Source organism: Pseudomonas sp. B3G-3 (assembly GCF_028640915.1).
Classification (GTDB): domain Bacteria; phylum Pseudomonadota; class Gammaproteobacteria; order Pseudomonadales; family Pseudomonadaceae; genus Aquipseudomonas; species Aquipseudomonas chlororaphis_I.
Map to the genome: position 1 here is coordinate 80841 of NZ_JAQZAB010000057.1, position 13289 is coordinate 94129.

Genomic DNA, 13289 nt, shown 5'->3' on the forward strand with positions numbered 1-13289 from the left:
GGGTCACATGCGGAACACGCCGAAGCGGCTCTGTTCGATAGGGGCGTTGAGGGACGCGGACAAGGCCAGCGCCAGCACGTCGCGGGTCTGCGCCGGGTCGATGACGCCGTCGTCCCACAGCCGGGCGCTGGAGTAATACGGATGGCCCTGGTGCTCGTACTGATCGAGGATCGGCTGTTTGATCTCGGCTTCCTGGGCGGCGCTGAAAGTCTGTCCGCCACGTTCGGCCTGCTCGCGCTTGACTTGCACCAGCACCCCGGCGGCCTGCTCGGCGCCCATCACGCCGATCCGCGCGTTGGGCCACATCCACAGGAAACGTGGGTCGTAGGCACGGCCGCACATGCCGTAGTTACCGGCGCCGAAGCTGCCGCCGATGATCACCGTGAACTTCGGCACCTTGGCGCAGGCCACCGCGGTCACTAGCTTGGCACCGTGCTTGGCGATGCCGCCGGCTTCGTATTTCTGCCCGACCATGAAGCCGGTGATGTTCTGCAGGAACAGCAGCGGGATGCCGCGCTGGCAGGCCAGCTCGATAAAGTGCGCGCCTTTCTGCGCGGCCTCGGCGAAGAGGATGCCGTTGTTGGCGAGGATGGCGATCGGGTAGCCGTGCAGGTGGGCGAAACCGCACACCAGGGTGGTGCCGAACAGCGCCTTGAACTCATCGAAGACCGAACCGTCCACCAGCCGCGCGATGACTTCGCGCACATCGAAGGGTTGCTTGGCGTCCGCCGGAATCACCCCGTACAGCTCGTCGCTGGCATACAGCGGGACGATCGGCGCGCGTTGCTGCAACTCGCCCTGCTTGCGCCAGTTGAGGTTGGCGATGCTGCGCCGGGCCAGCGCCAGGGCGTGTTCGTCGCTGTCGGCGTAGTGGTCGGCGACACCTGAGATCTTGCAGTGCACATCGGCGCCGCCAAGGTCTTCGGCGCTGACCACTTCACCAGTGGCGGCCTTCACCAGCGGCGGGCCGGCGAGGAAGATGGTGGCCTGTTCGCGGACCATGATCGCTTCGTCGGCCATGGCCGGCACGTAGGCGCCACCGGCGGTGCAGGAACCCATGACCACGGCGATCTGCGGGATGCCCTGGGCGCTCATGTTGGCCTGGTTGAAGAAGATCCGCCCGAAGTGCTCGCGGTCGGGGAACACCTCGTCCTGGCGCGGCAGGTTGGCGCCACCGGAGTCCACCAGGTAGATGCAGGGCAGGCGGTTCTGCTGGGCGATGGCCTGGGCGCGCAGGTGTTTTTTCACGGTCAGCGGGTAGTAGGAGCCGCCTTTCACCGTGGCGTCGTTGGCCACGATCATGCATTCGACACCCTCTACCCGGCCGATGCCGGCAATCACCCCGGCGGCCGGCACGTCTTCGCCATACACCTCATACGCCGCCAGTTGGCTGATTTCGAGGAAGGGCGAGCCCGGGTCGAGCAGGCGGTTGATACGCTCGCGCGGCAGCAGCTTGCCGCGCGAGGTGTGCCGTTCCTGGGCCTTGGCGCCACCGCCTTGCTGGACCTGGGCGAGCAGGGTGTGCAGGGCATCGACCTGGGCCAGCATGCTGGCAGCGTTCTGCGCGAACTCTGGTGATTTCGGGTTGAGCTGAGACTTCAGAATCATTGGGGCTCCCAGCGCAGCTCGAAGCGACAAGCTTCAAGCTGCAAGAGTAAATCGGCGTTACGGCAGCTATGGCTTGCCGCTTGTAGCTCGCAACTTGCAGCTGCTCTTACTTCGTCTCGTTAAAGAGTTCGCGACCGATCAGCATGCGGCGGATCTCGCTGGTGCCAGCGCCGATTTCATACAGCTTGGCGTCGCGCAGCAGGCGGCCGGCGGGGAATTCGTTGATGTAGCCGTTGCCGCCGAGGATCTGGATCGCGTCCAGGGCCATCTGGGTGGCGCGTTCGGCGCTGTAGAGGATCACCCCGGCGGCGTCCTTGCGCGTGGTCTCGCCACGTTCGCAGGCCTGGGCCACGGCATACAGGTAGGCGCGGCTGGCGTTGAGCTGGGTGTACATGTCGGCGACCTTGCCCTGGATCAGCTGGAACTCGCCGATGCTCTGGCCGAACTGCTTGCGGTCGTGGATGTAGGGCACCACCAGGTCCATGCAGGCCTGCATGATCCCGGTCGGGCCGCCGGAGAGCACCACGCGCTCGTAGTCCAGGCCGCTCATCAGTACCTTCACGCCGCCATTGAGCACGCCGAGGATGTTTTCTTCCGGCACTTGCACGTCATCGAAAAACAGCTCGCAGGTGTTGGAGCCGCGCATGCCCAGCTTGTCGAACTTGTTGCTGCGGCTGAAGCCTTTCCAGTCGCGCTCGACGATGAACGCGGTGATGCCGTGCGGACCCTTTTCCAGGTCGGTCTTGGCGTAGATCACGTAGGTGTTGGCGTCGGGACCGTTGGTGATCCAGGTCTTGCTGCCGTTGAGCACGTAGTGGTCGCCGCGCTTGTCGGCGCGCAGCTTCATCGAGACCACGTCGGAGCCGGCATTGGGTTCGCTCATGGCCAGGGCGCCGATGTGTTCGCCGCTGATCAGCTTGGGCAGGTATTGGCTTTTCTGTGCGTGGTTGCCGTTGCGGTTGATCTGGTTGACGCAGAGGTTGGAATGGGCGCCGTAGGAGAGGGCGACCGAAGCCGAGCCGCGGCTGATTTCTTCCATGGCCACCACGTGGGCCAGGTAACCCAGGCCGGCACCGCCGTATTCTTCCGGCACGGTGATGCCCAAGAGGCCCATGTCGCCGAACTTGCGCCACATGTCGGCGGGGAACAGGTTGTCGATGTCGATCTGTGCCGCCCGTGGCGCCAGCTCGGCCTTGACGAAGGCCTGCACCTGGTCGCGGAGCATGTCGATGGTTTCGCCGAGGGCAAAGTTCAGGGTCGGATAGCTCATGGGGGCACCTTCAAACTTGTTTTTATGTAAGGGAGTCGGGCTGTGGAGAGCGGCTGATTCAGCTCTCACCTTTACGTTAACGTAAGCCTGCGACGGGTGGCTGTCAATCACCCTTTACGTAAACGTCAACTTGCGCGAATCTGTAGGAGCCGAGCTTGCTGGCGATGAAGGATCACGCGGTCGTATAGCGACATCGCGGCGCTCCAATCGCGGGCAAGCCTCGCTCCTACAATAAAGACAATAGGGGGTCATCATGGATCAACCCGCACCCGCACCCGCGCCGGGGCGCAGCTACACTCGCGGCACCCAGGACAAAGCCTTGCTGGCGCTGACCATCGGTCAGGCGTTCGATCGCACGGTGGCGTCATACCCTCGGGGCGAAGCCCTGGTGGTGCGTCATCAGCAGCTGCGCTACAGCTGGCAGCAGCTGGCCGAAACCGTCGATTTGCATGCCCGGGCGCTGCTGGCCCTGGGGCTCAAGACCGGCGACCGGCTGGGCATCTGGGCCCCTAATTGTGCCCAGTGGTGCATCAGCCAGTTCGCCAGCGCCAAGATCGGCGCGATCCTGGTGAACATCAACCCGGCCTACCGCAGTTCCGAGCTGGAATACGTGCTCAAGCAGTCCGGTTGCCAGTGGCTGGTGTGCGCCGGTGCGTTCAAGACCTCCGACTACCACGCCATGTTGCAGGGCCTGGCACCCGAGCTGGCGCAGCAGTCCATCGGCCAGCTACAGAGCGAACGCCTGCCGGATTTGCGCGGCGTGATCAGCCTCGACGCGCAGCCGCCGTCGGGTTTTCTGCCCTGGTCGCAGCTGGCCGACCTGGGGGCCGGCGTCAGTGTCGAAGCGCTGCGCGAACTCCAGGACAGCCTGGACCCCGACCAGGCGGTGAATATCCAGTACACCTCCGGCACCACCGGTTTCCCCAAGGGCGCGACCCTCAGCCACTACAACATCCTCAACAACGGCTATATGGTCGGCGAGAGCCTGGGCCTGGGCCACGAGGACCGCCTGGTGATTCCGGTGCCGCTGTACCACTGCTTCGGCATGGTCATGGGCAATCTGGGCTGCGTGACCCACGGCACCACCATGATCTACCCCAACGATGCCTTCGATCCGCTGCTGACCCTGAGCGCCGTGGCCGAGGAAAAGGCCACCGGGCTGTATGGCGTGCCGACCATGTTCATCGCCATGCTCGACCAGCCACAACGGGCCGAGTTCGACCTGTCGAGCCTGCGCACCGGGATCATGGCCGGGGCCACCTGTCCGATCGAGGTGATGCGCCGGGTGATCAGCGAGATGCACATGAGCGAAGTGCAGATCGCCTACGGCATGACCGAAACCAGCCCGGTGTCGTTGCAGACCGGCCCGGCGGACGACCTCGAACTGCGCGTGACCACGGTCGGCCGCACCCAGCCGCAGCTGGAAAGCAAAATCATCGACGAGGCGGGTAATATCGTGCCGCGCGGCACCATCGGCGAGCTGTGCACCCGCGGTTACAGCGTGATGCTGGGCTACTGGAACAACCCGCAGGGCACGGCTGAAGCCATCGACCAGGCCGGCTGGATGCACACTGGCGACCTGGCGACCATGAACGAGCAGGGTTACGTGTGCATCGCCGGGCGCAACAAGGACATGATCATCCGCGGCGGCGAAAACATTTATCCGCGCGAACTGGAGGAGTTTTTCTTCACCCATCCGGCGGTGGCCGACGTGCAAGTGATCGGCATCCCGTGCTCGAAATACGGCGAAGAGATTGTCGCCTGGATCAAGTTCCACCCCGGCCACACGGCCAGCGAGGAGGAGCTGCAGGCCTGGTGCAAGGAGCGTATCGCTCACTTCAAGACGCCGCGTTACTTCAAGTTCGTCGAGGAGTTCCCGATGACCGTGACCGGCAAGATCCAGAAGTTCAGGATGCGCGAGATCAGCATCGAGGAGTTGCGCGGGCATTCCTGATGTCATCGCGAGCAAGCTCGCTCTTTGTAGGAGCGAGCTTGCTCGCGATAGCGACCCCAAGGTCGCCGCCGAATCAGGGAAGAAAACAGGAATGGCAGAAAGCACAAAGGGGAGCCGAAGCTCCCCTTTAATTTTGTCGTTGCGTGCTCTTTTTTTATTATTGAGGGGCGGTCTGTTGTTGTTTTTGGCAACCGTTACCCTTTACCGCTGTTTTTGGCGATCCCCATCCGGGATCAAGAGCAAACGTATTTTTTTGAGCGCTGATCTATTTTCTCGCTTGAGCGACCAACCAGTTCGGGAGCTACCTTGGGGTAGTTTTATTGTTCTCTGCCCGGTTGCGGGTGGCTCTTGTTGTTGAAGACACCCTGGAAAACACATCCTCTCCAAAAAAATCTGTTAGCTGCGTCTCTGCCGTGTTGTTTTTGTTATGTCAGAGTCGTTTCGTCTTATTTTTATTAGCTTTGCTGCTTTTTATTCTTGTTATGCCAGAGATATAGCAGAAGCCATGCCAACTTTTTAAAGTCCTTTAAAATCAATGGTTTGATAAAAATGGCATTTCATCTGTACCGCTAGAAAATCGACAAACTGTTTCCGTGTTACCCGTTTCGAGCGTGCGCCAGAGCAGTCGGTAACACCCTGAAACAGGCAACCCCCTCAACCTGGGTAACGGGCCTTGGCGACGCGCGAGCCGGTGGGCCGCCCCAGCACGGAGCAGATCTGCTGGCCGGCGAGGATCAGGCGCTCCATGTCGATACCAGTTTTGATGCCCAGCCCATTGAGCAGGTACAGCACGTCCTCGCTGGCGACGTTACCGCTGGCGCCCTTGGCGTAGGGGCAGCCGCCGAGCCCGGCGATGGAGCTGTCGAACACCGCGATGCCTTCCAGCAGGCTGGCGTAGATATTGGCCAGGGCCTGGCCGTAGGTGTCGTGGAAGTGCCCGGCGAGCTTGTCCCGCGGGACATGGGCGGCCACCACCTCGAACATCCGCCGGGTAGCGCCGGCGGTGCCGGTGCCGATGGTGTCGCCCAGGGACACTTCGTAGCAGCCCATGCTGTACAGCTCGCGGGCGACCACGGCGACCTGTTCCGGCGCCACCTCGCCTTCGTAAGGGCAGCCCAGCACACAGGACACGTAACCGCGCACGGTAACGCCATGCTGTTTCGCCGCCTCCATGATCGGCACGAAGCGCTCCAGGCTCTCGCTGATGGAGCAATTGATGTTGCGCTGGGAGAAGGACTCGGAGGCGGCGGCGAACACCGCGACCTCCTTGACCCCGGCGGCCACGGCATCTTCGAAGCCGCGCAGGTTCGGGGCGAGGGCGCCGTAGGTCACTCCCGGCTTGCGCTGGATTTGCGCGAACACCTCGGCGGACCCGGCCATCTGCGGCACCCATTTGGGCGAGACGAAACTGCCGACTTCTATATAGCCGAGCCCGGCCGCGCTCAGGGCGTCCACCAGTTGCACCTTGTCGGCGACGCTGATGGGCTGGGCTTCGTTCTGTAAACCGTCGCGAGGACCGACTTCGACCAGGCGCACATGGGTGGGGAGGGACATGGGGCTTTACCTTTTATATGTAGGGCCGCTGATGTAGCCGCTGCCGCAGGCTGCGATCGTCGACGAAGTCGACGCAAAACCAGGCGCTACGGTCTGTCTGGCAGATTATCTGTGTTACTGGTGCGGCCGCTTTGCGGGCGACCGTAATCGGGGCGGTTACTGCACGGCGCTTTTCTGATTCTGAATGGTCTGCTCCAGCGCCTGGGTGCAGCGCTCTTCCGCGGTGTCCAGCTCCAGCTTCATCTGTTCGATGTCCAGCAACTGCTGCTCCAGCTGCTCGCGGCGCTCGGCGATTTTCGCCAGCATGCTGTGCAACTGCTTCAGGTTGCCGCTGCTGGGGTCGTAGAGTTCGATCAGCTCGCGGCATTCGGCCAGGGAGAAGCCGATGCGCTTGCCGCGCAGGATCAACTTCAGGCTGACCTTGTCCCGTGGCGAGTAGATGCGTTCCTGGCCACGGCGTTCGGGGGCGAGCAGGCCTTGTTCTTCATAAAAGCGGATGGCCCGGGTGGTGATGTCGAGCTCGCGGGCGAGGTCGGAAATGCTGTAGGTCTGGCTGCTCATGGGGGCACTCGAAAAAGGTCTTGGCGTTAAGCTAATTCGAGGTTGACGTATACGTCAAGCAAGATGCAACCCTATCCGCAGGCACGAGGCTTGCCCGCGATGGATACGCTGAGGTTTCCCTGAACCGCCACGTTCTCCCTTATCGCGGGCAAGCCTCGCTCCTACAGATTACTTTTCGAGTTTTTTCTCGTGGGCCGTCACCTGCTGGCACAACTCGATCATCTGTTCGCGCATCCAGCGGTTGGCCGGGTCCTGGTCGGTGCTTTCGTGCCAGTAGAGGTGGGTTTCCAGCGGCGGCACGTCGTTGACCGGCAGGTTGAACGCCTGCAGGTCATGGCGCCGGGCGAAGCGCTCGGGCACGGTCATGACCATGTCGGTCTGTTGCAGCACTTGCGAGGCCATCAGGTAATGCTGGGAGCGCAGGGCGATCTTGCGCTGGATGCCCATCTTGCCCAACGCCAGGTCGACATAACCCAGGCCGCTGCGGCGACTGGAAATGTGGATATGGGTCAGCGACAGGTAGTCGTCGAGGCTGAGTTTTTCCTTGTTCGCCAGCGGGTGGCTCTTGCGCATGGCGCAGACGTAGCGGTCTTCCATCAGCTTGACGTGGCGGACCTGCGGGTCGGTGTTGAGCGGGGCATCGACGGCGAAATCCAGGCGGCCGGCGGCCAGTTCCTTGGTGGTTTCCCGGCGCTTGGACAGGAAGCTCTCGATGATCACCGTCGGGGCCAGGCGCCGCAGGCGCTGGAACAGCGGCGGCAGGATCACCGCCTCGGTCAGGTCGGTCATGCTGATGCGGTAGGTCTTGACCGCCTGCAAGGGATTGAAGATGCGGCTTTCCTGCACCGACACCCGCAGCAGCGACAGGGCGTTGCGCACCGGGCCGATGATGTTCTGCGCCATGGGCGTGGGCACCATGCCCTGGGCGGTTCGTACGAACAGCGGGTCGTTGAAGGTCTCGCGCAGGCGGGCCAGGGCGTTGGAGACAGCGGGCTGAGTGATGCCGACGATCTGCCCGGCGCGGGTCAGGTTGGCTTCGGTGTAGATCGCGTCGAAGACGATGAAAAGGTTGAGGTCGACCTTGCTCAGATTCATTGCGCTGCACTCTTATTGTTAGGGTCGGGAGGGATGGGTTGATGGCCTGCCTGATCAGTCAATCATATATCGGTGATGAATGTTAATACACGCCGAGAATAGGCTAGGTAAATTTTCGTAAGCTGTTCTAGCATCGGTTCCATGCCCTCAACCACCTTGCCAAGAAGGTAGCTGCCCATGGATTTCGCCTATTCACCCAAGGTTCAGGAACTGCGTGAGCGCGTGACCGCGTTCATGGACACTTATGTCTATCCGGCTGAAGCCGTGTTCGAGCGCCAGGTCGCCGAAGGCGATCGCTGGCAGCCGACGGCGATCATGGAAGAGCTCAAACTCAAGGCCAAGGCCGAGGGCCTGTGGAACCTGTTCTTGCCCGAGTCGGAACTCGGCGCCGGCCTGACCAACCTCGAATACGCGCCGCTGGCGGAAATCATGGGCCGTTCCCTGCTGGGGCCGGAACCCTTCAACTGCTCGGCACCGGACACCGGCAACATGGAAGTGCTGGTGCGTTACGCCAATGAAGAGCAGAAGCAACGCTGGCTGGAGCCGCTGCTGCGCGGCGAGATCCGCTCCGCCTTCGCCATGACCGAGCCGGACGTGGCATCGTCCGACGCCACCAACATGGCCGCCCGCGCCGTGCGTGATGGCGACGAATGGGTGATCAACGGCAAGAAGTGGTGGACCTCGGGGGCCTGCGACCCGCGCTGCAAGATCCTGATCTTCATGGGCCTGAGCAACCCGGACGCACCGCGCCACCAGCAGCACTCGATGATCCTGGTGCCGGTCGACACCCCCGGGGTGAAGATTGTCCGGCCGCTGCCGGTGTTCGGTTACGACGACGCCCCCCACGGCCATGCCGAAGTGCTGTTCGACAACGTACGGGTGCCGTACGAGAACGTGCTGCTGGGCGAGGGTCGTGGCTTCGAGATCGCCCAGGGTCGCCTTGGCCCGGGCCGGATTCACCACTGCATGCGCTCGATCGGCATGGCCGAGCGCGCACTGGAGTTGATGTGCAAGCGTGCGGTGAGCCGTACCGCGTTCGGCAAGCCGCTGGCGCGCCTGGGCGGTAACGTCGACAAGATCGCCGATTCGCGGATGGAGATCGACATGGCGCGCCTGCTGACCCTGAAGGCGGCGTACATGATGGACACCGTCGGTAACAAAGTGGCGAAAAGCGAAATCGCCCAGATCAAGGTGGTGGCGCCGAACGTGGCCTTGAAGGTGATCGACCGGGCCATCCAGATTCATGGCGGGGCCGGGGTCTCCAACGATTTCCCGCTGGCCTACATGTACGCCATGCAACGCACCCTGCGCCTGGCCGACGGCCCGGACGAAGTGCACCGCGCGGCTATCGGCAAGTTCGAAATCGGCAAGTACGTGCCCAAGGAAATGCTGCGCAGCGGGCATTAAAAACGATCGTGGGCTCCGCTCCTACAGAATCTTCCGTAGGAGCGAGGCTTGCCCGCGATAACGTCCTCGATTACGCCGCCGATTTTCCCTCCCTCAATACACCCAGACCTCCACCCGCCGATTCTTGATCCGTCCCTCGTCCGCGGTATTGGCCGCGACCGGCATCTGCGCGCCAAAACCGCGGATCTCGCGCAGCACCACACCGTTTCTCACCAGTTCCCGGCGCACGGTCATCGCCCTCAGCTTGGACAGCAGCGCCGCGCGTGCCGGATCGTTCTTGGCGTCGCCGAAGCCGACCAGGGTCACGCGCTTGGCTAGTTTGTCGTGGCGCTTGAGAAAATCCAGGACCCGTGTCAGATCCTGGTGCGCCTTGTTGTCGAGGGTGGCGCTGCCTTCCTCGAAGCGAAAGTTCACGGTCAGGCGCTGCGCCTGCCGGGCGATGGCCTGGTACCCCTCGGGCATCTGCGGGGCGGGGGTGACGCTCATGGCCAGCACCGTCTGCGCAATAAAACCGTTGGCCGCGACTATCGCCTGGCCCCTGGGGCTCTGGGCGAAACGCACCAGGGCGCGGGCCCAGGGGTTTTGCTCATCGGGTGGCAGGTAGAAGTACAGGCGCCGTGACAGCGGGTAGTCCTCGGTAGCGATCAGGCTGTCGAGGGGCAACATCGGTTGCGAGCCGCCGTCGACGATCGCCACGGCCTTGGCCTGGCGCACATAAGGCAGGCCGATAAAACCGATGCCCTGGGGATCGTGGCTGACCGCGTCGGAGAGCTGCTCGCTGGACTCGAAGCGTTGCGCCGTGGCGCTGAGGTTCTTGCCGCGTTGGGCCAGCACCAACTCCTTGAAGGTGTCGTAGGTGCCGGACCGGTCATCGCGGGCGTACAGGTGAATGGCACCGCCGATGCCACCCAGTTCTTCCCAGGTTTTCACCTCGCCGCTGAAGACCCGCGCCAGTTGTTCGGTGTCCAGCCGCGTCAGCGGGTTTTGCGGGTGGAGGATGATCGCCAGGCCGTCGATGGCGATCACCTGTTCGGCCTCGGGATCTTTCAGGTCGCCGAGGGCTTCCAGTTCCACCAGTTCGCTGTCCTTGATCGGCCGTGACGCGGCGGCGAGGTCGGCGCTGGCGTTCTTCAACGCGGCAAAGCCGGTACTGGAGCCATGGGCGGCGATCTCGACGAAAACGCGCCGGCCCTGGGCATCCTGGCCGGTCACCCGACGCTCGTTGTCTTTGCCTGAGGCCTCGATCCGTATGTCGAGCAAACCTTGTTCTTGCATCAGGCCCTTGACCAGGGCCGGGCCCAACGCGGCGCCGATGGTGTTGGAACCCTGGATGCGCAGCACCGGCTGGTCGCCGCCGGCCAGGGGCAGGGCGGCGAACACCGACCAGGGCAGGGCGTAGCAAACGAAGCCGACCAGCAGCAGGCAGAGGGTTCGGCACCAGAGGTCCCGTTCACTGACGGTACAAACGCGTGACATGCGGCAATGGCCTTCTATGGCGGGAGCGAGTGCGGCGAGATTAAGTCAGGGAGGTGACGGAGATATGACGGTTGATGCGGGTAATCAGAGTCTTCTCGTGGCTTTTCGGAATGCTCTTAAAGACCCGGCACGGCTGGCTCAGTACAGTTGAAAACTTTGTCTGGAGGGGAATTGGCGCAAGCCGATTCTCGTCTTCACCAGGCGTCGATGCAGCCCTGGCTGCAATTTGCTTGTGTCAAAGGAGTATGAAATGAGTGGCTGGTTCGAGCTGAAGCAATATGGCAGCGGAGGTTTCAGGTTCTTGCTGAAGTCCAAGGACGCGCAGACCATGCTTCAAAGCGACCGTTACCCTTGTCGTGAGAGTGTCGAGGCAGCCATCGCGCTGTTGCGCAAGCACTGCACGTCCCCGGGTAGTTACGAAAAGAAGATCGCCCCTGGTGGCAAATCCTACTTCAATCTCAAGGCCGGCAAGGAGGTGATCCTGGTCAGCCACCTGTATGACTCGGAGCCGACCCGTGAGTCCGCCATCGAGGCCATCATGCAGGCCGGCACCAGCACCCGGGTCGAGTTGTGTTGAGACGCTGAAGCCATAAAAAAGCCCATCGCAGGATGGGCTTTTTTGTGCCTGGCGATCAGCTCAGTTCGAGCCAGATCGGTGCGTGGTCGGAAGGCTTTTCCATGCCGCGCAGGTCGTAGTCGACCCCGGCATCCTTGATCCGTGGCAGCAGGCCGCGGGAGGCCATGATCAGGTCGATGCGCAGGCCGCGCTTGGGCTCGTCCTCGAAACCGCGGCTGCGGTAGTCGAACCAGCTGAAGCGATCGACCACCTCGGGATTGAGGTGACGGAAACTGTCGACCAGGCCCCAGTTCTTCAGGCGGTCCATCCACTCGCGCTCTTCCGGCAGGAAGCTGCACTTGCCGGTTTTCAGCCAGCGTTTCATGTTGTCCGGGCCGATGCCGATGTCGCAGTCTTCCGGGGAAATGTTCACATCACCCATGACCACCAGCGGCTGCTCGTTGCTGAAACGGGTTTCCAGCAGGTGCTGCAGGTCGCTGTAGAAACGCTGCTTGGCCGGGAACTTGGTGGGGTGGTCGCGGCTTTCGCCCTGGGGGAAGTAGCCGTTCATGATGGTTACCTGGGTGCCGTTGGCGTCGACGAAGGTGCCCCAGATAAAACGCCGCTGGGCGTCTTCATCGTCACCGTCGAAGCCTTTGTACAGGTCCAGTGGCGCCTGGCGCGAAAGCAGGGCGACGCCGTAGTGGCCTTTCTGCCCGTGGAAATTCACGTGATAGCCCAGCGCCTGGACTTCGGCCAGGGGGAACTGGTCGTCCGATACCTTGGTTTCCTGCAGGCCGATGATGTCCGGTTGATGCTTTTCGATCAGCGCCGCCAACTGATGGGGGCGGGCGCGCAGCCCGTTGATGTTGAACGAGACGATCTTCATGGTCGGCAGTCCTGGCAAAACTGCGATGCTAGCCGACAAGTCGCGCGGCGGCCAGCGTGGCGGCGTGGCGGCTGCGCTGCTAAGGTCCATGAGCAGCGCAGCGTAGTGGAACGATCGCGGGCCTGGAAGGCTCGTAGCTATGAAGCACATCAAGAACTGGCACATGTTCGCCGCCATTCAGCGCGGCCACTTCAAGCCGGCCCCAGGGGGGAGACCCATCGCCATGCCTGAAACCTCGACTGCCATCGCCGACATTCATATGCTCGACAGCGGCTACGCGCGCGAAGCCCGTTCCCTGCTGTACCAGGCTTATCGCCACGAGCCGACCTTCGCCTATCTGTTCGAGTCCGAACGCCCGGGTTACGAGCAGCGGGTGCGGGCCACGGTGCGGGAGCTGGTCAAGCAGCACTTCATTCAGGACCTGCCGGCCATTGGCCTGCTGGTCAACGACCGGCTGATCGGCATCGCCCTGATCGCGCCACCCCAGCGTCGCCTGGGCATTACCGAGAGCTGGGCCTGGCGCTTGCGCATGGTGCTCAGTACCGGTTTCCGTTGCACCCGGCGTTACCTGGACTATCACGCGGCAGTGCTGGGTTGCCTGCCCACCGACTCGGTGCACGTCCTGCCATTGCTGGGCGTGCACCCGCAGTTCCAGGGCAGGCATTTCGGTGAGCAGTTGCTGCAGGCGGTGCACAACTGGTGCGCGGTGGACGAGCATTCCCAGGGCGTGGTGCTGGACACCGGCAACCCGCGTTACCTGGCGTTCTATGAGCGCCAGGGTTACGAAGAGATTGGCGAGATCGCTGTCGGTCCGATCCGTGAGCACGTTTTCTTTCACGCCAACCCGCAGGTTCTGCAAAGCGCGACCGGCTGAACAGAACTTTCCTCACATTTGTGCGCTCTATCGGGCTCCCAGCTC

11 protein-coding genes are annotated in these 13289 nt (G+C 62.7%); 4 read left to right on the plus strand and 7 right to left on the minus strand.

Annotated elements, in window-relative coordinates:
- Nucleotides 1-3 precede the first annotated feature (3 nt).
- Complete coding sequence (locus tag PVZ80_RS01520; RefSeq protein WP_016701920.1) at nt 4-1608, minus strand: carboxyl transferase domain-containing protein; 1605 nt, start codon at nt 1606-1608, stop codon at nt 4-6.
- Between the two features lie 106 nt (nt 1609-1714).
- Entirely contained in the window at nt 1715-2878 is a 1164-nt protein-coding gene (locus PVZ80_RS01525; RefSeq protein ID WP_009049816.1) for an isovaleryl-CoA dehydrogenase, read from the minus strand.
- A 253-nt stretch (nt 2879-3131) separates the two neighbouring features.
- Between PVZ80_RS01525 and PVZ80_RS01530 the strand changes: the two genes are divergently transcribed.
- Nucleotides 3132-4832: an AMP-binding protein gene (locus PVZ80_RS01530; RefSeq protein ID WP_273863347.1), complete on the plus strand. Its 1701-nt coding sequence runs from the start codon at nt 3132-3134 to the stop codon at nt 4830-4832.
- A 654-nt stretch (nt 4833-5486) separates the two neighbouring features.
- Here the strand turns inward: PVZ80_RS01530 and PVZ80_RS01535 are convergent.
- The 3 genes from PVZ80_RS01535 to PVZ80_RS01545 form a co-directional block, all read right to left on the minus strand.
- The gene (locus PVZ80_RS01535; RefSeq protein ID WP_009049814.1) at nt 5487-6386 is read right to left on the minus strand and encodes a hydroxymethylglutaryl-CoA lyase; all 900 of its coding nucleotides are present in this window, start codon (nt 6384-6386) and stop codon (nt 5487-5489) included.
- 156 nt (nt 6387-6542) lie between these two features.
- Complete coding sequence (locus PVZ80_RS01540) at nt 6543-6947, minus strand: MerR family transcriptional regulator (RefSeq protein WP_007929654.1); 405 nt, start codon at nt 6945-6947, stop codon at nt 6543-6545.
- A 168-nt stretch (nt 6948-7115) separates the two neighbouring features.
- Entirely contained in the window at nt 7116-8042 is a 927-nt protein-coding gene (locus PVZ80_RS01545) for a LysR family transcriptional regulator (protein WP_009044615.1), read from the minus strand.
- A 177-nt stretch (nt 8043-8219) separates the two neighbouring features.
- On the opposite strand from PVZ80_RS01545, the gene PVZ80_RS01550 reads away from it, so the two are divergent.
- Entirely contained in the window at nt 8220-9449 is a 1230-nt protein-coding gene (locus PVZ80_RS01550; RefSeq protein WP_009049813.1) for an acyl-CoA dehydrogenase, read from the plus strand.
- Nucleotides 9450-9542: 93 nt separating this feature from the next.
- Here the strand turns inward: PVZ80_RS01550 and PVZ80_RS01555 are convergent, their stop codons facing one another.
- Nucleotides 9543-10925, minus strand: a complete 1383-nt coding sequence (locus PVZ80_RS01555; RefSeq protein ID WP_273863350.1) for a phosphate ABC transporter substrate-binding/OmpA family protein — start codon at nt 10923-10925, stop codon at nt 9543-9545.
- 250 nt (nt 10926-11175) lie between these two features.
- On the opposite strand from PVZ80_RS01555, the gene PVZ80_RS01560 reads away from it, so the two are divergent.
- A complete protein-coding gene (locus PVZ80_RS01560) occupies nt 11176-11502 on the plus strand; it encodes a YegP family protein (RefSeq protein WP_009049811.1) in 327 nt (108 codons plus the stop codon).
- A gap of 55 nt (nt 11503-11557) precedes the next feature.
- Here the strand turns inward: PVZ80_RS01560 and xthA are convergent, their stop codons facing one another.
- A complete protein-coding gene (gene xthA / locus PVZ80_RS01565; protein WP_016701913.1) occupies nt 11558-12370 on the minus strand; it encodes an exodeoxyribonuclease III in 813 nt (270 codons plus the stop codon).
- A gap of 223 nt (nt 12371-12593) precedes the next feature.
- On the opposite strand from xthA, the gene PVZ80_RS01570 reads away from it, so the two are divergent.
- Entirely contained in the window at nt 12594-13244 is a 651-nt protein-coding gene (locus tag PVZ80_RS01570; protein ID WP_009049809.1) for a GNAT family N-acetyltransferase, read from the plus strand.
- The last annotated feature ends 45 nt before the right edge of the window (nt 13245-13289 follow it).

Coding starts and splice junctions, on each gene's coding strand:
- PVZ80_RS01520 (WP_016701920.1), bottom strand. CDS start 1,608: ATGATTCTGAAGTCTCAGCTCAACCCGAAATCACCAGAGTTCGCGCAG.
- PVZ80_RS01525 (WP_009049816.1), bottom strand. CDS start 2,878: ATGAGCTATCCGACCCTGAACTTTGCCCTCGGCGAAACCATCGACATG.
- PVZ80_RS01530 (WP_273863347.1), top strand. CDS start 3,132: ATGGATCAACCCGCACCCGCACCCGCGCCGGGGCGCAGCTACACTCGC.
- PVZ80_RS01535 (WP_009049814.1), bottom strand. CDS start 6,386: ATGTCCCTCCCCACCCATGTGCGCCTGGTCGAAGTCGGTCCTCGCGAC.
- PVZ80_RS01540 (WP_007929654.1), bottom strand. CDS start 6,947: ATGAGCAGCCAGACCTACAGCATTTCCGACCTCGCCCGCGAGCTCGAC.
- PVZ80_RS01545 (WP_009044615.1), bottom strand. CDS start 8,042: ATGAATCTGAGCAAGGTCGACCTCAACCTTTTCATCGTCTTCGACGCG.
- PVZ80_RS01550 (WP_009049813.1), top strand. CDS start 8,220: ATGGATTTCGCCTATTCACCCAAGGTTCAGGAACTGCGTGAGCGCGTG.
- PVZ80_RS01555 (WP_273863350.1), bottom strand. CDS start 10,925: ATGTCACGCGTTTGTACCGTCAGTGAACGGGACCTCTGGTGCCGAACC.
- PVZ80_RS01560 (WP_009049811.1), top strand. CDS start 11,176: ATGAGTGGCTGGTTCGAGCTGAAGCAATATGGCAGCGGAGGTTTCAGG.
- xthA (WP_016701913.1), bottom strand. CDS start 12,370: ATGAAGATCGTCTCGTTCAACATCAACGGGCTGCGCGCCCGCCCCCAT.
- PVZ80_RS01570 (WP_009049809.1), top strand. CDS start 12,594: ATGCCTGAAACCTCGACTGCCATCGCCGACATTCATATGCTCGACAGC.